The organism is Pseudarthrobacter sulfonivorans, assembly GCF_001484605.1.
Classification (GTDB): Bacteria; Actinomycetota; Actinomycetes; order Actinomycetales; family Micrococcaceae; genus Arthrobacter; species Arthrobacter sulfonivorans_A.
Window position 1 is genome coordinate 3,547,423 of record NZ_CP013747.1, and the last position, 20,274, is coordinate 3,567,696.

At 67.1% G+C, this 20,274-nt stretch carries 19 protein-coding genes; 13 read left to right on the forward strand and 6 right to left on the reverse strand.

The window, feature by feature from the left end; translation table 11 throughout:
* Window positions 1–110 precede the first annotated feature (110 nt).
* The 11 genes from AU252_RS16020 (at window position 111) to AU252_RS16070 (ending at window position 12,874) form a co-directional block, all read left to right on the forward strand.
* Window positions 111–1,856, forward strand: coding sequence for a nitrite/sulfite reductase (locus AU252_RS16020; RefSeq protein ID WP_058931585.1), 1,746 nt, complete (start codon window positions 111–113; stop codon window positions 1,854–1,856).
* The gene (locus tag AU252_RS16025; protein WP_430929450.1) at window positions 1,853–2,626 is read left to right on the forward strand and encodes a phosphoadenylyl-sulfate reductase; all 774 of its coding nucleotides are present in this window, start codon (window positions 1,853–1,855) and stop codon (window positions 2,624–2,626) included. The genes AU252_RS16020 and AU252_RS16025 overlap by 4 nt, the downstream gene beginning before the upstream one ends.
* Window positions 2,623–3,570, forward strand: coding sequence for a sulfate adenylyltransferase subunit CysD (gene cysD, locus AU252_RS16030; protein ID WP_058931586.1), 948 nt, complete (start codon window positions 2,623–2,625; stop codon window positions 3,568–3,570). Before AU252_RS16025 ends, cysD begins: the two co-directional genes overlap by 4 nt.
* On the forward strand, window positions 3,571–4,992 hold the full coding sequence (locus AU252_RS16035) for a sulfate adenylyltransferase subunit 1 (RefSeq protein WP_058931587.1): 1,422 nt from the start codon (window positions 3,571–3,573) through the stop codon (window positions 4,990–4,992).
* Window positions 4,993–5,100: 108 nt separating this feature from the next.
* Window positions 5,101–6,267, forward strand: a complete 1,167-nt coding sequence (locus AU252_RS16040) for an RtcB family protein (RefSeq protein ID WP_058931588.1) — start codon at window positions 5,101–5,103, stop codon at window positions 6,265–6,267.
* A 112-nt stretch (window positions 6,268–6,379) separates the two neighbouring features.
* Entirely contained in the window at window positions 6,380–7,516 is a 1,137-nt protein-coding gene (locus AU252_RS16045; protein WP_058931589.1) for an ABC transporter substrate-binding protein, read from the forward strand.
* A gap of 37 nt (window positions 7,517–7,553) precedes the next feature.
* On the forward strand, window positions 7,554–8,279 hold the full coding sequence (locus tag AU252_RS16050; RefSeq protein WP_058931590.1) for an ABC transporter ATP-binding protein: 726 nt from the start codon (window positions 7,554–7,556) through the stop codon (window positions 8,277–8,279).
* Entirely contained in the window at window positions 8,269–9,222 is a 954-nt protein-coding gene (locus AU252_RS16055; protein ID WP_058931591.1) for an ABC transporter permease, read from the forward strand. The genes AU252_RS16050 and AU252_RS16055 overlap by 11 nt, the downstream gene beginning before the upstream one ends.
* 191 nt (window positions 9,223–9,413) lie before the next feature.
* A complete protein-coding gene (locus tag AU252_RS16060; protein WP_058931592.1) occupies window positions 9,414–9,863 on the forward strand; it encodes an SRPBCC family protein in 450 nt (149 codons plus the stop codon).
* Between the two features lie 191 nt (window positions 9,864–10,054).
* Window positions 10,055–11,320: a uroporphyrinogen-III C-methyltransferase gene (cobA, locus tag AU252_RS16065; protein ID WP_058931593.1), complete on the forward strand. Its 1,266-nt coding sequence runs from the start codon at window positions 10,055–10,057 to the stop codon at window positions 11,318–11,320.
* An 87-nt stretch (window positions 11,321–11,407) separates the two neighbouring features.
* Entirely contained in the window at window positions 11,408–12,874 is a 1,467-nt protein-coding gene (locus AU252_RS16070; protein WP_058933002.1) for an FAD-dependent oxidoreductase, read from the forward strand.
* An 87-nt stretch (window positions 12,875–12,961) separates the two neighbouring features.
* Here AU252_RS16070 and AU252_RS16075 read toward each other — a convergent pair whose 3' ends face one another.
* Genes AU252_RS16075 through AU252_RS16085 form a run of 3 tightly spaced genes read right to left on the reverse strand, consistent with a single transcriptional unit; the run spans window position 12,962 to window position 14,448 of the window.
* On the reverse strand, window positions 12,962–13,309 hold the full coding sequence (locus AU252_RS16075; RefSeq protein ID WP_058931594.1) for an SRPBCC family protein: 348 nt from the start codon (window positions 13,307–13,309) through the stop codon (window positions 12,962–12,964).
* Between the two features lie 20 nt (window positions 13,310–13,329).
* Entirely contained in the window at window positions 13,330–14,157 is an 828-nt protein-coding gene (locus AU252_RS16080; protein ID WP_058931595.1) for a DUF1206 domain-containing protein, read from the reverse strand.
* Between the two features lie 3 nt (window positions 14,158–14,160).
* On the reverse strand, window positions 14,161–14,448 hold the full coding sequence (locus AU252_RS16085) for a hypothetical protein (protein WP_058931596.1): 288 nt from the start codon (window positions 14,446–14,448) through the stop codon (window positions 14,161–14,163).
* 155 nt (window positions 14,449–14,603) lie between these two features.
* Between AU252_RS16085 and AU252_RS16090 the strand changes: the two genes are divergently transcribed.
* Window positions 14,604–15,140 carry a hypothetical protein gene (locus AU252_RS16090; protein WP_058931597.1) on the forward strand — a complete coding sequence of 179 codons (537 nt, stop codon included), beginning with the start codon at window positions 14,604–14,606 and terminating at the stop codon, window positions 15,138–15,140.
* Window positions 15,141–15,231: 91 nt separating this feature from the next.
* On the opposite strand, the gene AU252_RS16095 is transcribed toward AU252_RS16090, so the two are convergent.
* The 3 genes from AU252_RS16095 to AU252_RS16105 form a co-directional block, all read right to left on the reverse strand.
* Entirely contained in the window at window positions 15,232–16,401 is a 1,170-nt protein-coding gene (locus tag AU252_RS16095; RefSeq protein ID WP_083510444.1) for an AI-2E family transporter, read from the reverse strand.
* Window positions 16,402–16,555: 154 nt separating this feature from the next.
* The gene (locus AU252_RS16100) at window positions 16,556–17,236 is read right to left on the reverse strand and encodes a FadR/GntR family transcriptional regulator (protein WP_058931598.1); all 681 of its coding nucleotides are present in this window, start codon (window positions 17,234–17,236) and stop codon (window positions 16,556–16,558) included.
* Window positions 17,237–17,242: 6 nt separating this feature from the next.
* Window positions 17,243–18,466, reverse strand: coding sequence for an MFS transporter (locus AU252_RS16105; protein ID WP_058931599.1), 1,224 nt, complete (start codon window positions 18,464–18,466; stop codon window positions 17,243–17,245).
* Between the two features lie 166 nt (window positions 18,467–18,632).
* Between AU252_RS16105 and AU252_RS16110 the strand changes: the two genes are divergently transcribed.
* The gene (locus AU252_RS16110; RefSeq protein WP_058931600.1) at window positions 18,633–20,267 is read left to right on the forward strand and encodes a CYTH and CHAD domain-containing protein; all 1,635 of its coding nucleotides are present in this window, start codon (window positions 18,633–18,635) and stop codon (window positions 20,265–20,267) included.
* The last annotated feature ends 7 nt before the right edge of the window (window positions 20,268–20,274 follow it).

Here is a 20,274-nt window from a genome sequence, read left to right on the forward strand (position 1 = left end):
GGGCGGGCATCTTCAAGGCTCTTCGGCGGTTCGTGACGAATTGTTTCCCTAGGTGACCTCCCGTTTCCGGACCTTTGTGACGCGCTTCGGCGGGCACCTACAGTCGATGCATGACTGATACAGCTCTAGCCGGAGCGTCCGTGGACCCCGCCGCCGCCAAGCGCCCCGCGCGCGCCTCCCGCCCCGCTGCAAAGCCGCACGGGCAGTGGAAAGTGGACGGCAAAACCCCGCTGAACGCCAACGAAACCTGGAAACAGGAAGACGACGGCCTCAACGTGCGCGAGCGTATCGAGACCATCTACTCCAAGGACGGCTTCGACGCCATCCCCAGCCAGGACCTCCACGGCCGCTTCCGCTGGTGGGGCCTGTACACCCAGCGCAAGCCCGGGATCGACGGCGGCAAGACCGCCACGCTCGAGCCGCACGAGCTCGAAGACAAGTACTTCATGCTCCGGGTCAGGATCGACGGCGGGGCGCTGACCACCGAGCAGCTGCGCGTCATCGGCCAGATTTCCGTTGATTTCGGCCGGGATTCCGCCGACCTCACGGACCGCCAGAACATCCAGCTGCACTGGATCCGCGTGGAGGACATCCCCGAGATCTGGAACCGGCTTGAGGGCGTTGGCCTGTCAACCACCGAGGCCTGCGGCGACGTGCCCCGTGTCATCCTGGGCTCGCCCGTGGCCGGCATCGCCAAGGATGAGATCATCGACCCCACGCCGCTCATCGCGGAGCTGGGCGAGCGTTTCATCGGCAACCCGCTGCTGTCCAACCTGCCGCGCAAGTACAAGACCGCCATCACCGGCCACCCCAGCCAGGACGTGGTGCACGAGATCAACGACTTCGCCCTGGTGGGCGTCCGCCACCCCGAACTCGGCGTCGGCTACGACCTCTGGGCGGGGGGCGCGCTGTCCACCAACCCGATGCTCGGCAAGCGGCTCGGCGCCTTCGTGAAGCCCGAGGAAGCCGCCGAAGTGTGGCTCGGCGTCACCAGCATCTTCCGCGACTACGGCTACCGGCGCATGCGCACCAAGGCCCGCCTGAAGTTCCTGATGGCTGATTGGGGACCGGCGAAATTCCGCCAGATCCTTGAGGACGAATACCTCGGCTACAAGCTGGCCGACGGGCCCGCCGCGCCCAAGCCCACCACTCCGGGCGACCACATCGGTGTGCACGAGCAGAAGGACGGCAAGTTCTTCATCGGCGCCACCCCGCTGGCCGGCCGCCTGTCCGGCGCTCAGTTGATCAAGCTCGCGGACACCCTCGAGGCCCGCGGCTCCTACCGCCTGCGCACCACCCCGCACCAGAAACTCGTAGTGCTGGACGTTGCCAAGGACCACGTGGAACCGCTGGTTGCCGAGCTGGACGCCCTGGGCCTCTCCGCACGCCCGTCCGTGTTCCGCCGCGGCACCATCGCCTGCACCGGCATCGAATACTGCAAGCTGGCCATCGTGGAAACCAAGGTCACGGCCGCCACCGCCGTCGCTGACCTGGAACGCCGCCTGGCGGACCTCGCGGAGTCCGGCGAACTGCCGCACGCGCTGTCCCTGCACATCAACGGCTGCCCCAACTCCTGCGCCCGCATCCAGACCGCGGACATCGGCCTGAAGGGCATGATGCTGCCAACGCCCGACGGCGACCCCTCCCCGGGTTTCCAGGTCCACCTGGGCGGCGGGCTGGCTTCCAACAGCCGCGAAGAGGCAGGTTTGGGACGCACTGTCCGCGGCCTGAAAGTATACGTCGAGGACCTGCCGGACTACGTGGAACGCGTCGTCCGGACGTTCGTGGCCCAGCGCGCCGAAGGCCAGACCTTCGCCGAGTGGGCCCACGCAGCAGACGAGGAGGCCCTCCAGTGAGCAAGCACGCACTGGGAGTTGACCCCGTGGTTGAGCCTGTCGAAACCCCGGCGGCATCGCCTGCCGCTAACCTCCGCACCCACGACGAACTGAAGGTCATCGCCGAATCCGGCGCGGCCGAGCTCGGCTGGGACGCCCCCGCCCGTGACGTCATCGCCTGGGTGGAGCGCAACTTCGACCTGTCCGCGGTGGCCGTCGCGTGCTCCATGGCCGACGCCGTCCTGCCGGCCCTGGTCGCGGACCAGATGCCCGGCGTCGACGTCCTGTTCCTGGAGACCGGCTACCACTTCCCGGAAACCTACGCCACGCGTGACGAGGTGGCCGCGAACCTCCGCGTCAACGTGGTGGACGTGCTGCCCGAGAGCACCGTGGAACAGCAGGACCGGCTCCTGGGCAAGGATCTTTTTGCCCGCGACGCCGCCCAGTGCTGCGCCCTCCGCAAGGTGGCCCCGCTGCGCCGCACCCTGGCCGGCTACGAACTGTGGTTCACCGGCGTCCGCCGCGACGAGGCCCCCACCCGGACCAACACCCCGCTGGTGACCTGGGACGAAGTCAACGGCCTGGTCAAGGTCAACCCGGTGGCCGCGTGGACGTTCGACCAGCTGGTCCAGTACTCCGATGACAACCTCCTGCCCGTCAACCCGCTGCTTTCCCAGGGTTACCCCTCCATTGGCTGCCAGCCCTGCACCCGCAAGGTGGCGCCCGGCGACGACCCCCGCGCCGGCCGCTGGGCAGGCACCGACAAGACAGAATGCGGGCTACACGTATGAGCACTTTCCTAACTGAGGAGACCACCCAGGTGACTGAAGCCGCCGTATCCACGCGCCTCTCCAGCCTGGACGCCCTCGAGTCCGAAGCGATCCACATCATCCGCGAAGTTGTGGCCGAGTTCGAGAAGCCTGCGCTGCTGTTCTCCGGCGGCAAGGACTCCGTGGTGATGCTGCACCTGGCCACCAAGGCCTTCTGGCCGGGCAAGGTCCCGTTCCCCGTGCTGCACGTGGACACCGGCCACAACTTCCCCGAGGTCATCGACTTCCGCGACCGCACGGTGGAGCGCCTTGGCCTGAAGCTCGTCGTCGGCTCCGTCCAGGAGTTCATCGACCGCGGCGAGCTGGCCGAGCGTGCCGACGGCACCCGCAACCCACTGCAGACCGTCCCGCTGCTGGACGCCATCCAGCAGAACAAGTTCGACGCCGTCTTCGGCGGCGGCCGCCGCGACGAGGACAAGGCCCGCGCCAAGGAGCGCATCCTGAGCCTCCGCGACGAATTCGGCCAGTGGGACCCGCGCAACCAGCGCCCCGAACTGTGGAACCTCTACAACGGCCGCCACACCGTGGGCCAGCATGTCCGCGCATTCCCCATCAGCAACTGGACCGAGCTGGACATCTGGCGCTACATCGAACGCGAGAACATCGAGCTGCCGGGCCTGTACTACGCCCATGACCGCGAGGTGTTTGCCCGCGACGGCATGTGGCGTGCGGTGGGCGAGGTTTCCCAGCCGCTGCCGCACGAGGAAGTCATCGTCAAAACCGTCCGTTACCGCACCGTGGGCGACATGTCCTGCACCGGTGCCGTTGAGTCGGACGCAGCCACCGTGAGCGACGTTGTGATCGAAGTTGCCGCCTCCACCATCACCGAACGTGGCGCCACCCGTGCAGATGACCGCATCTCCGAGGCCGCCATGGAAGACCGCAAGAAGGATGGGTACTTCTAAATGACCACTGACACATTGGCCGCCGAGCTCGAGACAGCCCTGCCCACCACCCTTTTCCGTTTCGCCACCGCCGGATCGGTCGACGACGGGAAGTCCACTTTGGTGGGCCGCCTCCTGCACGACTCCAAGGCGATTCTTGCTGACACGCTCGACGCCGTCGCCCGCACGTCAGCAGACCGTGGCTTCGGCGGCTCGGCCGGCGGCATCGACCTGGCCCTCCTGACCGACGGCCTCCGTGCCGAGCGCGAGCAGGGCATCACCATCGACGTCGCGTACCGCTACTTCGCCACGGACCAGCGCAGCTTCATCCTGGCCGACTGCCCCGGGCACGTCCAGTACACCAAAAACACGGTGACCGGCGCGTCCACTGCGGATGCCGTCGTCGTACTCATTGACGCCCGCAAGGGTGTCCTGGAGCAGACCCGCCGGCACCTGTCCGTGCTGCAGCTGCTGCGGGTGGCGCACGTGATTGTGGCCGTCAACAAGATCGACCTCGTTGACTTCAGCGAGTCCGTTTTCCGCGAAATCCAGGCCGACGTGCAGCAGGTGGCCCGCGAACTGGGCATCGGATCCGCCGAGCTGGGCTCTGCCGACCACATCGATGATCTGCTGGTCATCCCGGTGTCCGCCCTCGACGGCGACAACGTGGTGGACCGGTCCGAGCGCACCCCCTGGTACGACGGCCCGGCCCTGCTCGAGGTCCTCGAAACCCTGCCCGCCGCAGACGAGATCGACACGCAACTGGAGAGCTTCCGCTTCCCGGTGCAGCTGGTCATCCGGCCGCAGGGTGCGCTGGCTCCCGACGCCGTCGCTGGCGGCTTGGACGTGGAGGCCTACCGTGACTACCGCGCCTACGCCGGCCAGATCACCGAGGGCTCCGTAAAGGTGGGGGACAAGGTTTCCGTCATCACTCCCGGCCAGGCTCCGCGCACGACGACGGTGATTGGCATCGATTTCGCCGGCGAGTCGCTGGAGGAAGCGTTCGCCCCGCAGTCGGTGGCAATCCGCCTGGCAGATGAGTTCGACGTCGCCCGTGGGGACACCATCGCTGCGGCCGGCACTGTCCGTGAGTCCACCGCCGACCTGTATGCCGCGCTGTGCTGGCTCTCGCCGAAGCCGTTGCGTGAAGGTGCCAAGGTGCTGGTCAAGCACGGCACCCGCACCGTCCAGGCGCTGGTCCGCAGCGTCAGCGGCAAGCTGGACCTGGCCACCTTCAAGCTCGAAGGCGCGTCCAGCCTGGAGCTGAACGACATCGGCCACGCGCAGCTCCGGCTCGCCGCGCCGCTGCCGCTGGAGAACTACCTGCACCACCGCCGCACCGGCGCGTTCCTCGTCATCGACCCCCTGGACGGCAACACGCTGGCCGCGGGCCTCGTCAAGGACCACCCGGGCGACCACGAGGACGAGCGCTACTCGATCTAAGTTTCTGCCGAAACCGCGGCTTGTTCGCAGATTTTGGCCTTCACGGGCCGGTTTGCGAACAAGCCGCGGTTTCGTCGTTTTCGTATCCTTAACAGTGGGAGGCGAAGCGTGGAAACCATCAACCCCAAGCTCATCAGCTGGGCCTCGATCCTGGACGCCAAGACCCGCGAGCAAGCGCTGGCCACGTCCACGCTGCCGTTCATCTACCCGCACCTTGCCCTGATGCCGGACGCACACCTGGGCAAGGGTGCCACCGTCGGCTCAGTGATCCCCACCCTGCGCGCGATCATCCCGGCCGCTGTGGGCGTGGATATCGGCTGCGGCATGATCGCTGTGCGGACCCAGTACTCGGTCAAGGACCTGCCCAAGGACCGCAAACGGCTGCGCGAGGACATCGAACGGGCCATTCCGTTGTCCGCAGGCCACAACAACCGGCGGGTCATGTCCACTGCCGAACCGCGCCTTGCCGAGCTCCGGAAGCTGGCGGCGCAGGCCGGCTTCAACCCTGCCCAGTATCTGGCCAAGTGGGAACTTCAGCTGGGCTCGCTGGGATCAGGCAACCACTTCATCGAGGTCTCCGCCGACGAGACCGACGCCGTCTGGCTGTTCCTGCACTCGGGCTCGCGGGGCGTGGGCAACAAGATCGCGCAGCACCACATCGGCGTCGCCCAGCAGGTGACCCGCAAACGCGGGACCAGGCTGCCCGACCCGGACCTCGCCTACCTGGAGGAGGGTACCAGCGAGTTCGCCCGCTACATCAAGGAACTTCGCTGGGCGCAACACTTCGCCCTCCTGAACCGCGAGGAAATGATGGACCGCGTCATTACTCAGTTCGGCCACTGGGTGGGCGGCCATGTCACGGAGCGCGAGCGGATCAACTGCCACCACAACTTCACGCAGCAGGAGACCCATTACGGCAAATCCGTGTGGGTATCGCGGAAGGGGGCGATCAGAGCCGAGCACGGCGATCCGGGACTTATCCCCGGGTCCATGGGGACGGCGTCGTACGTGGTGGAGGGGCTGGGGAACCCCGTCTCGCTGAACTCCTCCCCGCACGGGGCCGGGCGCGAGTACTCCCGCACGGCTGCCCGCAAGACCTTCTCCTTGGCCGAGCTGAAGACGGCCATGCAGGGCATCGAGTTCCGCGTCACCGAGGCCTTCATCGACGAGATTCCGGCGGCCTACAAGCCCATCGATGTGGTGATGAGGGACGCGGCGGACTTGGTCAAGGTGCGGCACAAGCTCCGGCAGCTGATCAACGTCAAGGGCGACTGAACCGAGCACGGAATGTGACGTTGCATGAACCCGCGTGACCCCCCGTTTCTGCTTCATTGAATGGGTTTATGTCACTCCCTATGGTGAAACAATGACTAGTTCCAAGCCCGGGATGACCCGCATCGTGGCAGGCGAAAGCGCAGTACCCAAGCGCAAGCGTGCCATCGAGGCGGCCCTGGCCATCGGGCTCGTGTTCCTGATCGCCGCCGGTGCCGTTGTGGCGTCGTCCATTTCCCGTAATACGGCGGCAGAGGCATCCATCCCCGCGCCCACTCCGGCCGCAGAACTGAAGCTGGGCTATTTCGGAAACCTGACCCATGCCCCCGCCCTGGTGGGCGTGAAACAGGGGATTCTCGCCCGGAACCTGGGCAACACCAAGCTCAGCACCGAGACTTTCAACGCCGGGCCAGCCGCGATCGAGGCGCTGAATGCCGGTGCCATCGACGCGGCGTACATCGGCCCGAACCCGGCCATCAACTCGTTTGTCAAGAGCGAGGGGGAGTCCGTCAGCGTCATCGCGGGCGCCGCAGCGGGTGGGGCGCAGTTGGTTGTGCGTCCTGAGATTACCTCGGCGGCGGACTTGAAGGGCAAGACCCTGGCCTCGCCTCAGCTGGGCGGCACGCAGGACGTGGCGCTTCGCGCCTGGCTCGGCTCGCAGGGCTACGAGACCAATGTGGACGGCAGCGGCGACGTCGCCATTAACCCCACGGAGAACGCCCAGACGCTGAAACTGTTCCAGGATGGAAAGCTCGACGGCGCGTGGTTGCCTGAGCCGTGGGCGTCCCGTTTGGTGCTCCAGGCCGGAGCCAAGGTCCTGGTGGACGAAAAGGACCTCTGGGACGGCTCGCTCTCCGGCAAGGCCGGCGAGTTCCCCACCACCATCCTGATTGTGAACAAGAAGTTCGCCGCCGCGCACCCGGACACCGTAAGGGCCCTGCTGCGCGGCCATGTTGAGTCCGTGGCCTGGCTGAACGATGCACCTGTTGCGGAGAAGTCGAGCGTCATCAACGACGCCCTGCAGGAATCGGCAGGCGCGGCGCTTCCCGCCGATGTCCTTGACCGAGCCCTGCAGAACGTGGTTTTCACGGTGGATCCGCTCGCGGGAACCTACCCCAAGCTCCTCGAAGACGGGGTGAAAGCCGGCACCACCAAGCAGGCGGACATCACCGGATTGTTCGACCTCCGTGCCCTGAACGAAGTCACCGGGACCGCCGAACGGGTCTCCGCCGCTGGCCTCGGCCAGGACTGACCGCCACCTACCGCACCAACTACTTAAGGACGGGACCATGCCAGTCGTACTGGAAAACCTGGGCAAGCGCTTCGGCGACGGCGCCCCGGTGCTGGACGACGTCAACGCCACCATCGGCGCGGGCGAATTCGTCGCCCTCCTCGGTGCGTCCGGCTGCGGCAAATCCACCCTGCTGAACATCATGGCGGGACTGGAGGTCCCGACGTCGGGCGCCCTGGAAGTGCCCAGCGACGGGGCAGCCTTTATGTTCCAGGACGCTGCCCTCTTCCCCTGGCTGACGGCGCGGGAGAATATCGAGCTGGCCCTAAAGCTGCGCGGTGTGGGGAAAGCTGAACGCCGGATCAAGGCCAACGAGCTGCTCGAGTTGGTGCACCTCGGCGAGGCCGGGGACAAGCGTCCGCACGAGCTCTCCGGCGGGATGCGCCAGCGCGTGGCACTGGCCCGTGCCCTGTCGCAGGACCGGCAGCTGCTGCTGATGGATGAGCCGTTTGCCGCCCTGGACGCCATCACCCGCGACCTCCTGCACGACGAGCTGGAACGCATCTGGAAGGAAACCGGCCGCACCATCGTTTTTGTGACCCACAACGTCCGCGAGGCCGTGCGGCTGGGCCAGCGTGTCCTGCTGCTGTCGTCCCGCCCCGGCCGTGTGGTCCAGGAGTGGGCCGTCACCGAGGAACACCGAACCGACGCCGGCCTGGCCGGACAGCTGACCGGGGTCATCACCGCCCGGCTGCGGGAGGAGATTCGCCGCCATGCCAAATAACCCCACGCCCCTCGCCGAGACCGAACCTTTCGAGGCCAAGCCGGAAACCCGCAAAGTCCACGCCGCCCTGACCCGAACTTCCACCGGGCATGAGGACCTGCGAGAGCTCGAGGCCGGGCTGGATTCGCTCCAGTCCGACGCCGCGCGCAAGCACCGGATCGACTGGAGCCGGGTGCTCCTGCCGGTCGCCGCCCTTGTGGTCCTTGTCCTGATCTGGCAGTTCTACGTATCCCTGGGCCTGAAGCGCCGCGACCTGGTTCCCGGTCCGCTGGATGTCCTGGGCCAGATCGGCGTGCTTTGGGGCGAGGCCAAGCTGCAGGAAGCGGTGTGGACCTCGCTGCAGCGCGGGCTGGTCGGGTTCCTGATCAGCGTTGCCATCGCCACGCCGGTGGGGCTGCTGCTGGCCCAGGTTGCGCCGCTGCGCCGTGCCTTCGGGCCTCTGATTTCCGGCCTTCAGGTGCTGCCGTCCGTAGCCTGGGTTCCTGCAGCCATCATCTGGTTCGGCCTCACTGATGCCACCGTCTACTTCGTGGTCTTTATGGGTGCGATCCCGTCCATCATCAACGGGCTGATCTCCGGCGTGGACCAGATCCCGCCGCAGTACCGCCGCGTCGGCACGGTCCTGGGTGCGAACCGTTTCCAGATGGCCGTGCAGATTGTCCTGCCTGCCGCACTTCCCGGATACCTGGGCGGGCTCAAACAGGGCTGGGCATTCTCCTGGCGGTCGCTCATGGCCGCGGAAATCATCGCCGTGGGCGGCACCATCGGCTTCGGACTCGGCTCGCTGCTTGACCAAGGCCGGGTCCTGTCCGACATGACGGTTGTAATGGCCGCGATCCTGCTGATCCTGGCCGTCGGCATTCTCATCGAGCTGCTGGTGTTCGCGCCGATCGAGAAGCGCCTCCTCCGCAGCCGCGGCCTCCTCGCCGGCAGCACCCGCTAACCCTCCTTCCAACGCGGGGTCAGATCCGGCCCAATAACCACGGTTTATTAGGCCGGATCTGACCCCGCGTTGGTTATTTAGTACCCGGCAGAGCCCGACGGCGAGTCCCGCCGTCGGGCTTTGCTGTTCTGTTTTGCAGGCGACGACCTACGCCGGAGCCCCACCATCGTGAGATCTGGCAGACTGGCGCCATGACTGTCAGCTTCGTGTGCCGCACCGCGTCCGCACTCCCGCCGGAGCGCCTGTTCGACCTCGCACGCAGCATTGAGGCGCACATGGATTCCCAGAAGGCCGCCGACGAACGGGCAGTTGGCGGGGTTACGTCGGGCCTGATCGGTGAAGGCCAGTACGTGACCTGGCAGGCCCGGCATTTTGGCGTACCGCTGAAGATGACCAGCCGCATCACCGCACTGGACTTCCCCAACAGCTCCACGGACGAACAGGTCAGGGGCCCGTTCAAAACGTTCCGCCACGTCCACGAGTTCGAATCCACGGCCACCGGCAGCATCATGACGGACCGCGTGGAGTTCAGGGCGCCGTTCGGGATCCTGGGCCGGCTGGTGGAAGACCTGGTCCTGCGCCGCTACCTGCAGCGGCTCATCGTTGACCGCGGCCGGTTCCTCAGCAGCATGAGCAGCTGAACTGGGGCACTTTGACACGGACGCGCCGGCGATCGATCCGGCTTTGGCGTTCCTGACGGCCAATGTGCCCCACGATGGCGCCCCGACGGCGTCCCACGAGCCCGCCCGGCAATGTGACGCAGGGTTACCTTACGTGAACTGGTGTTTCCGCTGCCGTTGTTGGTGTAACGGCGCGGCCCTACCGTTGATTCATGGCAATTCAGGATATTTACCCCACAGCACTGCGGCTGCTCGGCCGCCCCGTGCTGGTGGTGGGCGGCGGCCCCGTGGCAACCCGCCGCGCCAAGGGTCTGCTCGACGCCGGTGCGCGGGTCACCGTCGTGGCTCCCGTTGCCTCCGCCGCGCTCCGCGAACTGGCCGACGCCGGCCTCCTCACCTGGGAGCCGCGCACTTACCTTCCCTCCGACGTCGACGGCGTCTGGTTCGTCCAGACGGCCACCGGAGATCCCGCCGTGGACACCCAGGTGTCGGCCGACGCCGAGGCGCAGCGCATCTGGTGCGTCAACGCCTCCGACCACGAAGCCTCCGCCGCGTGGACGCCCGCCGTCGCTGTGGTTGACGACGTGCAGATCGCCGTGAACGCCGGGGGAGACCCGCGCCGTGCCATGGCCCTGCGTGACGCCGTCGCCACCGCACTGGAAACCGGCGACCTCCCGCTGCGCCGCCGTCGGGCGTCGGCGGGCTCCGTGGCCCTTGTGGGTGGCGGGCCCGGCGACACCGGCCTCATCACCGTCCGCGGCCGCAGGCTGCTCGGCCAGGCCGACGTCGTGGTGGCAGACCGCCTCGGCCCGCGCGAACTGCTCAACGAACTCGCCCCCGACGTCCGCGTGATCGAAGTGGGCAAGACCCCCGGCCACCATCCCGTGCCGCAGGCGGAGATCAACCGCATCCTTGTCGACGAAGCCCTGGAGGGGCACCGCGTGGTCCGGCTCAAGGGCGGCGATCCGTACGTCCTGGGCCGCGGCGGCGAGGAAGCCGAATACTGCCGGCAGCACGGCGTCGAGGTGGAAGTGGTTTCCGGCGTGACGTCCGCGATCTCCGTCCCGGCCGCCGCCGGCATCCCCGTGACTCACCGCGGCCTGGCCAAGGGCTTCAGTGTTGTCACTGGCCACGAGGAGCTGTCCGAGGTCCCCGCCCGGGCAGATCACACCATCATCCTGCTGATGGGCGTGGCCGCACTTCGGGATTCGGCCGCTGCCCTGGCTGGCGCCGGTTTGCCTCAGGACACTCCAGTTGGCATCGTTGAGAACGGCTATCTGCCGAATCAGCGCGTGACGATCGGCACGCTCGGTTCCATCGCCGACCAGGCGGAAGCCACCGGCGTCGCAAATCCTGCCGTGATTGTGATCGGCGACGTTGTCCGCGTCAGCCCGTTCGCGCCGTCGCACTTCAGGACAGCGGACTACAGCACCACCACCCCGAACAGCCCCCGCACCACCCGAGTTCTAACCCCCTGAAACCCATCGATTGCTCCGCAACCGCCCTTATGAGTCCTCAAAAGGGCCATTACGGAGCAATCGATGCAGAAGAAAAGGAACACAGCCGTGTCATCAAGCACCTCCGTAGGATCTGCCGAGCGTCCGCTGCGCGTTGCCGTTGTGGGCTCCGGCCCGGCCGGCGTCTACGCCGCGGACATCCTCACCAAGAGCGAAGCCGTCAAGAGCGGCGAGCTCACCGTGAGCATCGACCTCTTTGACCGCTACCCGGCACCCTACGGCCTGATCCGCTACGGAGTGGCCCCGGACCACCCGCGCATCAAGGGCATCGTCAACGCCCTGCACAAAGTCCTGGACCGCGGCGACATCCGCTTCTTCGGCAACGTGGACTACGGCACCGACATCTCCATCGAGGACCTCCGCACCCACTACGACGCCGTCATCTTCGCCACCGGCGCCATCAAGGACGCGGACCTGAACATCCCGGGCATCGAGCTGGACGGCTCCTACGGCGGCGCGGACTTCGTCTCCTGGTACGACGGCCACCCCGACGTCGCCCGCGAATGGCCGCTGGACGCCAAGGAAATCGCCGTGATCGGCAACGGCAACGTGGCCCTGGACGTGGCCCGTGTCCTCTCCAAGCACGCCGACGACCTCCTGGTCTCCGAAATCCCGGACAACGTCTACGCCGGGCTGAAGAACTCGCCGGTCACGGACGTGCACGTCTTCGGGCGCCGCGGCCCGGCCCAGGTGAAGTTCACCCCGCTGGAGCTCCGCGAACTCTCCCACTCCAAGGACGTCGACATCATCCTCTACGCCGAGGACTTCGAGTTCGACGAGGAATCGGACCGCCAGATCCAGAGCAACAACCAGACCAAAACCATGGTGGGCACCCTCACGAACTGGATCGCCGAGCAGCCCGAGGACCTCTCCGAGCTGACCGCCTCCCGCCGCCTGCACCTGCACTTCCTGCACAGCCCGGTGGAAATTTACGACGACGCCGCGACGCCGGGCAAGGTTGCCGGCATGAAATTCGAGCGCACCGAGCTGGACGGCACGGGCAACGCCCGCGGCACCGGCGAGTTCGTGGACTACCCCGTCCAGGCCGTCTACCGCTCGATCGGCTACTTCGGTTCGGCGCTGCCGGAGATCGAGTTCGACCACAAGAAGGGCGTGGTACCGAACGACGGCGGCCGCGTCCTGGATGCCGCCGGCACCCACGTGCCGGGCATCTACGCCACCGGCTGGATCAAGCGCGGACCGGTGGGCCTGATCGGCCACACCAAGGGCGATGCCCTCGAGACCGTGACGTACCTGCTGGAAGACCGCGAAAACCTTCCGGTCGCCGCCGTTCCCGAGGCGGACGCCGTCGTGGACCTCCTCGACGCCCGCGGCGTGAAGTTCACCAGCTGGGAAGGCTGGCTGGCGCTGGACGCCCACGAACTCGCGCTCGGTGCCGCAGCCACGGAGGCCGGCGGTTCGCACGGTGTTGAGGTCAAGCGTGAGCGCATCAAGGTGGTGCCGCGCGAGGACATGGTTGCCATCTCCCGCGACGGCGTAGCAGCCAACGTCTAGGACACAACCAACGCGGGGTCACTTCCTGCCCAATAATCACGGTTTATTGGGCAGGAAGTGACCCCGCGTTGCTTTTAACGTCCGGGCCTAGCTGCCCGCCCCACCGGCTGCCATCAGTTCCAGCCGGCTGAGGGTTTCCCGGTTCCGCACGTCGATCAGCGGGTCCCGCAGCACCTTGGGCACGAGCTTGCCCGGTCCGCGGATGGCATCCTCGGCGATGGAGACCCGGCACTGCGTGCCCATATCCTCCAGCGTGATCACCACTTTGGCTTCGCCCAGGGGCCAGCCGCGCGCCACCAGTTCCAGGGAGCGGTGGGCGTCGACGGCACGGATGCGGGAGGCCCCCACCACCCAGCCGGAGTACAGCCACCCGTCGGCAATCACCTTCCAGATGTCGTCGGCCGGGGTGTTGAACAGGCGGCTCACGGTTGACATGGTTTTCCCTCCATCGGTGGTTACATCCAGCCAAACCGCGCCCGGACGAGCGCGAACATGCCGTAGCAGATGAAGCCGGCTCCGATCGCGACAAGCAGGTACGGGCCGAACGGGTGGTCGCGGAGCGCCTTCAGGCTGCCGTCCAGGCCGGTGGATTCTTCGGGACTCTGTTTGCTGGCCGCGATCACAAACAACAGCCCGGCCAGATTCAGCGCGACCCCCTTGGCCACGTGACCGGTGACGCCCAGGGAGTCGATGAGCTTGCCGCGCCGGGTGCCTTCAAACCGAAAGAGCTCCTTTTTGAACCCGCGCCGCAGGCCCTTCACCACGAAGTACACGCCGACGCCCATGGTGGTCAGGCCGACGGCCACCAGCACAGGCAGCCCGAACGGGGCGTTCAGGAGTGCGGTGCTGAAGTCCCGGGTGGTGTCTCCCGAGTCCCCTCGCATGCCGATGGCGAAGCCCGCAAAGCTCAGGCCCACGCTGCCGTAGGCAACGGTAAGGCACCCTGACGAGATCAGCTTGCGCAGCCGCTTCGGCCCGGGCCGGTGCCGCGCCCGGAGCGTCGCTTCACTGAGCTGCCACAGCGCCAGGCCGGTACAAGCAACGACACACGCCCACAGCACGGCCGGTCCCCAGGGGTTGGCGCCTAGCTGCTCGATGGCGCCAGTGGCTTCCGCCTGCCCCGGCTGACCGAAGGCCAGGGCGATGGCAATCGCACCAACGATGACGTGGAGCAGGGCCATCACGGCAAAGCCCGAGCGCGCCACAACGTCCAGCGCCTTAGTGTCAGACGCCTCCTCGACGGCGTCCGCCGCCTCGCCGATAGTGGATTCCCCGTCTGCCATGAGTCAGCCGTTCATGGGCCCCTCTGCGTGGAGCTTCCCGGCCCCGGGGCCTTCAACGTGCACCGTGCAGCGGACCACCAGCTTGCCCGGAGCGTGATCCAGCTCCACCAGGCTGTCATTTGCGCTCAAAGCCGTGAAAACCTCGGAGCCAGCAACCACTGATACGCCCTTGGCCTTGGCCGTCTCCCTGGCGTTCTCCAGGGCATCCTTCTCGAGGCCTGCCATGTATTCGCCGTCATCTTCCCGGGCGGGGTCTCCGAATGCCCAGCCGAACAAAGTCCCTGTTTCCATGGCGACGATATTACGCGTATCCGCTGTTGAAGACGGGGTTCCGTAATATTAGTAAGTGTGCTTACGATAGCGTGAGCATGATCTTGAGGGGACGCGGCCAGTAAAGACCGCACCAGCGGCAATTCATAACCAGTTCAACGTGAGGAATACACATCATGGCAGGAAATCTTGTTGCCCGGTCCGTTCACGACTTGACGGCTGCGGCGTGGTTCGGCGGATCGCTGATGGGCGCTATCGGGTTGAACGGCGCGGCTGCGGAAGCCAAGGACCCGACGGAACGCACCCGTCTGTCCAGCGCGGGCTGGATGAAGTGGGCTCCGATCCAGACGGCGGCTTTCGCCTCCCACCTGGTGGCTGACCTCGCCATCGCGTGGGAAAACAAGGGACGCATCGCGAAGCAGGACGGTGTGGCCCGCGATACCGCGATCAAGACGGCGGTCACGGTTGCCGGTGCCGCCGTGACACTCTACGCCGGCATCCTTGGCAAGAAGGTAGAGAAGCTCGCGGACGAGGGAGCGCGGGGCGCCACCGAGCCGAATCCCGGTGCGTCCGAGGAACTGCAGTCGGCTCAGCAGCAGCTCAAGCTGCTGCAGTGGGCCGTCCCGGCATTCGCTGCCGCGGTGATTGTCCTGGGTGCCAAGCACGGCGAGATGCAGCGGCCCAAGAACGTGTTCCAGGGACTCCGCTCCTAAACAAGGTAGCAACTCGGTGAATTAACCCTCGACGGCGGTTCGGCACCCAAGTGCCGGATCGCCGTCGCGCTTTACGTTAGGAACGCATCCCTCAGACCGGCTGGCTGTTGGGCGGCGGGAGGTCCGGATTCATGTCCTCACGGTTCGGATCCTCAGCGGTCCACACCTGAATGACAGCCCAGATGACGGCCGCCATGGGGACAGACAGGACCGCACCGATGATGCCCGCCAGGATGGTGCCGGCAGTCAGGGCCATCAGGATCACCAGCGCGTGAAGCTGGAGCGACTTGCCCATCACGATCGGCTGCAGCAGGTCACCCTCCAGCTGGTTCACGGCGATCACCACGGCCACCACGATCAGCGCCACCACCGGACCGTTGGCCACGAGGGCCACCAGGGCCGCGAGGATGCCGGCAACCGTGGCTCCCACCAGCGGGATGAAAGCGGTCATGAAGATGATGATGGCCAGCGGGAACGCCAGTGGAACCTGCAGGATCAGGAGTGCCGCGCCGATGGCCACGGCATCCACCAGGGCCACGATGGCGGTGCCGCGGACGTAGCCGCCCAAGACTTCGAGGGTGCGGCTGCCCACGCGGCGGAGTTTTGCTTCCCGCTGCCCGCTGAAGGGTCGCAGGAAGAAGTTCCAGATTTTGGCGCCGTCCTTGAGGAAGAAGAACAGGATGACCACCATCAGTGCGCTTCCGGCCAGGAACTCTGTCACCACGGACAGTCCGGTGATGGCACCCGAGCGGACCTGGCTGCTGGTGGCAAACTGGATGATCCCCTCCCGTGCCTGGTTCAGCTGCTCCCGGTCGATCGGAATTGGACCGGTGAGCAGGAACTGCTCCAGCTCGTCCAGTCCGGAGGAGGCCTGCTGCGCCAGCTCGGCCCACTGGCTCCGGACGGAGAAGTAGATGACCGTACCAACGCCTGCCAGCAGGAGCAGGAGCGCCACAAACGCCAGTCCCGTGGCCGCGGCACCCGGCAAGCCGCGGCGGCGGAGCAAGTTGACGAACGGGCCTATGGCCGCGGCAAGGATCAGGGCGATCAGGATCGGAATGACCAGAAGCTTGATCTGCATCAGGGCGTACACAGAGACCACGGCCACTGCCAGGATCAGCAGGACCTGGGCCGAACGGATCCCCACTCTTCCCAGCCCATCGGCCCACAGCGCGCCGGGCGGCTTCCGGTCCCGCGGCTTCGCCGGGGTCACTTCGCTCGGGGTCTCTTCGTTCGGGGCCTGGTGGGTTGCTCGTGACATGGAAACTCCTGGTCATCGGCGGGCATCCAGGATGCGGGCGGCACCCGGGGCGTAACTACCTGCGTCAGGTAGTAAGCCTACTGATGGGGCTGGCCCGCGGAGAAACCCCACCTTCGCGCGCCCTTCGAAACTAGGTAGCACACAGGAACTGAACCTACGCCCGCAGCCACTCCGCGCAGGTGTTCAGGTTCTGGTTGACGCTGGCCACTGCGGCATCGGCGTCGTGGGCCTCGATCGCGTCCACCAGTGCGCCGTGGCCCTCGTACGTGAGGCCGTCCAGCCGGCCCTTGCGTTGCTGCTTGAGCAGGTCCTGGTGGAACACGTCGCCGAAACTGACGTAGAGCTCGTGCAGCAGCGGGTTCCCGGTGGACTGGGCCACACGCGCGTGGAAGTCCCAGTCGGCCCGGGCCCACCCTTCGAAGTCCGCGGCGTTCCAGGCGACCTCCCGGGTGGCGAGCACGGCACGCAGGGCGGCGACGTCGTCGGCCGTTGCGTTCCGGGCGGCCAGGCGCGCGGCCTGGGTGTCCAGGCCCAGCCGGACCTCGAGTATGTGTTCGTCCGAGTGGTCCTGGTACATCCGACGGGCGGCGCCGGACATCTCGCTGGTGGCGCGGACGTAGGTGCCGTCGCCCCGGCGGACCTCCAGCATCCCGCTGTGGGCCAGGGCCCTGATGGCCTCGCGCAACGTGCCGCGCGAGACGCCCAGGCCCTGCATCAGTTCCGGTTCGGCGGGGATGCGCTGGTCAAGGGGCCACTCGCCGGAGTGGATCATCTGCCGGAGTTTGGCGGTGACCTCGTCGGCGAGGGGCTGGCGGTGCGAGGTGCTCAGGGTCATGGCGTCCTACTTCTTCAGGCCGGACAAGGGGGCACGTGAGATCAGGTGGGCCACCACCACTTGGGCCACGGCAAGGCCCAGCAGGAGTGCCACGGGAAGCGACCAGCCGCCGGTGCCGCTGAACAGCAGGCCGGCGCCGAAGGGGCCCGCCGTGGCCAGCAAGTAGCCGGTGGACTGCGCCAGGGTGGACAGGGCGGTGGTCTCGGCGGTGCTTGTCCCGCTCCGGCTGATCATCACCATCACCAGCGGGAAAATGCCCAGGCCGAAGCCGAGCAGGACGGTGGGAATGATGGCCAGGCCCACCGGCACCACCAGCAGTGACGCCAGACCGGCCACCATAGTGATGCTGACCAGATACAGCGCCGGCCGGAACATCCGGGGCCGCGAGCCGATGGCGAGCAGCACCATGCCGGCAGGCACGGAGACCAGCTGCATCAGCCCGTACATCAGGCCGCTGTCCGCTGAGCTGAGGCCCATGCTGATCAGCATGGACGGGAACCAGCTGATCAGCGAGTAGGCGAGCAGCGCCTGGAGGGCAAAAATGGCGGTAAGCAGCTGGCCCTTCCGGGTACGCAGCAGTGGCCACGGGGAGATGCGGGGTGCCGTGCTCCGGACGCTGTTGCGGTGCGCATGCAGAACGACGGGCAGGAAGCCCAGGAAAGCAGCCACTGCCAGGAATCCGATCGCGCCCACCGCGGCGGACGGCGAGCCGAGCGTCAGGGCCAGCGGGACCACGGCGACCGCGGTGACGGTGGCGCCGGTGGTCATGGTGACGGTATAGAGCGCCGTCATCGCCGACGTCCGGTGGGCAAAATGCTCGCGGATGAATGACGGCATGGCCACGTTGCAGACCGCCAGGCCGGACATCCCCACCACGGTGCCCGCCACCAGCATGCCCGTTGCCGGGATCCCGCGGAGCAGCAGCCCGCCGGCCAGGAATCCAAGTGCCAGCAGGATGGCCTTCTCGACGCCGAGCCGTCCGGTCAGCCACGACGTCGCCGCGCCCGCCACCGCAAAACAGAGCGTCGGGATGGACGGAATAATCGCCGCCACCAGCGGTCCGTAGCCCAGGACCTGCTGAAAATCATGGAGGAGGGCAGACGCGCCCGCAATCCCCGCCCGCAGGTTCAGCCCAATCAGCACCAGCGCAATGACTCCGAAGACGACGGCGGAGCGCGGTTTGAGCGGCGCGTCGGACAGCGTCGGGGCATCTGCAGGGGCAACAGTCATGTCTTAAGGTTAGACGTTTGACGTTTGATGTCTAGGGTTCTGTGGTGAACCTCTCGCGGCCGTTAATGTTGCGGGCATAGACTCGGGCCACCAGAGTTCAGCCCCGGGCTCAAGGGAACTCGCCCGGCAGGATCTGGCGCCCATCAACGTGGAAGGACGGCCGGTCATGGCTTCGCAGGCAGTTGAGGTCGAAATGAAGTACGACGTCGGCCAGGACGCCGAGGTGCCTTCGCTCGCGGAGATCCCCGGGGTCACCCGGGTGGGGGAGCCCCACGTGGACACCCTGGAAGCGGTGTACTTCGACACGCAAACCCACGCGCTCGCCTCCCGTGACATCACGCTTCGCCGCCGCACCGGCGGAGTCGACGCCGGCTGGCACCTGAAGCTGACCGCGGAGGGCCCCGGATCCGACGAGGAGTCTGGCGACGCAGCCGGCGGCTCCGGCTCGGAACCCCGGCGGCGCCGCGAGCTGCACGCCCCGCTGGGCCAGCCCGGCGTCGTTCCTGACAGCCTGTTGGCGCACGTGCTGGCCTACCTCCGCGGCGAGGATGCAGCCCCGGTGGTCCGGCTGAAAACCCAGCGGACCACCTATGCGTTATATGGCGGGGACGGTGTCCATCTGGCGGACCTGGCGGATGACCGCGTGAGCGCAGAGCTGCTCGGCGCTGCGGGCGGCGCGGGCGGCGCGGGTGACGCCGCGGTGGGGGACACGGCAGCGCCCGAGGGAGAGGCCCGGACGCGGGAGTGGCGTGAATGGGAGCTCGAGCTGGTGCACGGGAGTCCTGAACTGTTCCCGGCCGCTGAGGAAATCCTGGCGGCCGCCGGGGCGCTCCCGGCCAAGCACGGCTCCAAGCTGGCAAAAGTCCTGGCACTGGCTGCCAGGGAGTCAGGTGCCGCTGCCGGCCCAAAAAGTCCTGGCAAAAAGGGGCCTGTGTCGGACCTTCTGACCGCCTACCTGGCTGAGCAGATCAGCGAGATCCTGGCGCACGATCCCGGCGTCCGCCTGGAGGAACCCGAGGCTGTGCACGACCTGCGGTCGGCCACCCGCCGGGCCCGTTCGGCGCTGCAAGCCTACCGGCGGTTCTACAATGCCCTTGCTGTGCGGCACCTCGGTACCGAGCTCAAATGGCTTGGCCGCGTGCTGGGCGTGCCGCGGGACGCTGAAGTCATGCTGGACCGCCTGCGCGGGCATATGGCGGAGCTGCCCCCGATACTGGCTTCGGCGGTGAAGGACCGGCTGGAGGATGACCTGGGAGCGAGCCGGGACGCAGCCCACCGGAAACTCCAGATGGCGATGGTTTCCGCGCGCTATTTCCAACTCCTGGACGGCCTCGAGGGCTTCCTTGACAACCCGCCGGTCCGCCCGGGCGCCGCAGCCCCGGCCCGCAAGGCGGCGGTCAAGCTGGTGGCCAAGGCAGCCAAGAGGCTGGAGCGCGCAGCCAGGACAGCCAAGCGAACACGCAGGGGAGCCGAGCACGAGACGGCGCTGCACCAGGTGCGCAAGGACGCCAAGCGGCTGCGGCACGTGGCGGAATCCGTGGAGCCGGTCCACGGCAAGCACGCCACGAAAATCGCCAAGGCCGCGCGCCGCCAGCAGCAGATCCTCGGCGATTTCCACGACAGCGTGGTGGCCCGGGACCTGCTGGCCAAGCTGGCGGCGGCGCCGGACCTGCCCGAGGCCGTCGCGTCGGCCTACGTCACGCTCCATACCCGGCAGGTGCAGCTCGCGGCCGACGCCGAAGCTGAGTACCGGAAGGAACGCAAGAAGTCCCGCAAGGTCTTCAGGGGGACGGTCATTTAGGGCAGCG